The sequence below is a fragment of the Borrelia sp. A-FGy1 genome (genome assembly GCF_014084025.1).
GTDB lineage: Bacteria > Spirochaetota > Spirochaetia > Borreliales > Borreliaceae > Borrelia.
On sequence record NZ_CP043719.1, the window covers coordinates 1 to 1,161 of the forward strand.

Sequence of the window (1,161 nt, forward strand, 5' to 3'; positions counted from 1 at the left end):
ATTATGAAAAAAACAAAAAGAGTTTAATTACTTATCCAAGTAAATATAGGAAAGAATTTCCTTTTTTAAAAGAAGTTCGTAGTTTAGCTCTTTGTAGTGCGTGGATGGACTTAAATTTTGCGTATAGTAATTTTTTTAGAGAAATTAAAAAAGGAAATAGAATACAAGGATTTCCTAAATATAAAATATAGGAGTAAGAAAAATAGGCAAACTTATAGAACTAATAATCAAGGAAACTCAATAATAATAGAAAAGTAAATAGAGATAGTCTTATCTAGTAGACCTATGTGTGCTGAGGTTTTATATAGTCATAATGAGAGTAATCCCCTCCCCAGGTTAAGGCCTCATATTCAAAAAAGCGTCTTTGCATATCAAACCGCGATATCTTTTTTGATAAAATCAAGAAAAAGTGTTCTAGCTCTTTTTCCTCTATTCTAAGGCGAACAAAGTCTGTAAGTTCCAGTTCTTGAGATGACCTAAAATTTACTATTGTATGCCCCATGCCCCTTAAGTTAGTTAGAAAATCAAAAAGCCTTACTTCAGAGTTTGAATCAAAAACGAATATTGTAGCATACTCTGCTCGTTTTGCATAATAAGAGGATTTATTATCTGTTTGTAGCACATTCTTTACAGTTGTGTAAAACACGTCGCCGTAAATATCAAAGTAATATATGTATCTTGAGCCTTGACTACTAGCAGTATTTTTAAACCAAATTCTAGCCTTTGTTGGATAGTACTCCTCATGAACTAGCTTGATGCTAGAGTCAGCGTTAAACCTTGCCTCAAGATTATTTGGCCAAATTATTGCCAAATTTTCATTTACAGTGTACTTATCGTGCCATGCCTGACGACGTGTAAAATCCCATTTATAGGCCGTGTCAAATCAACTAGGGTCATATTCCTGAAATACGAAATTACCAACCTTCTCCGCGAAATCTGGGCATACAACTCTCTTTTGCAGCACAGCCACATATACAAGCTTTCACCTGATCCTGCAACATTTATCAAAAAATAAACAAAGAATATTCCACCTATAATTTCTATGAAATTTAGGTGGAATATTCTTTGTTTATTTTTTGATAAAGAATTCTAAAGAAATGCCTTTAAAAAAAGAGGAAAGTAAAGAGAAGACAAAGAAAAGAGAGACAAGAGGTGGAGTTG

General features: G+C 32.7%; 1 protein-coding gene and 1 pseudogene. One reads left to right on the forward strand and one right to left on the reverse strand.

The window, feature by feature from the left end:
* Positions 1–252, forward strand: a pseudogene (locus F0310_RS05695) (hypothetical protein); the annotation flags it as partial.
* A gap of 31 nt (positions 253–283) precedes the next feature.
* On the opposite strand, the gene F0310_RS05700 reads toward F0310_RS05695, so the two are convergent.
* Positions 284–811 carry a hypothetical protein gene (locus tag F0310_RS05700; RefSeq protein WP_182117993.1) on the reverse strand — a complete coding sequence of 176 codons (528 nt, stop codon included), beginning with the start codon at positions 809–811 and terminating at the stop codon, positions 284–286.
* Between the last annotated feature and the right edge of the window lie 350 nt (positions 812–1,161).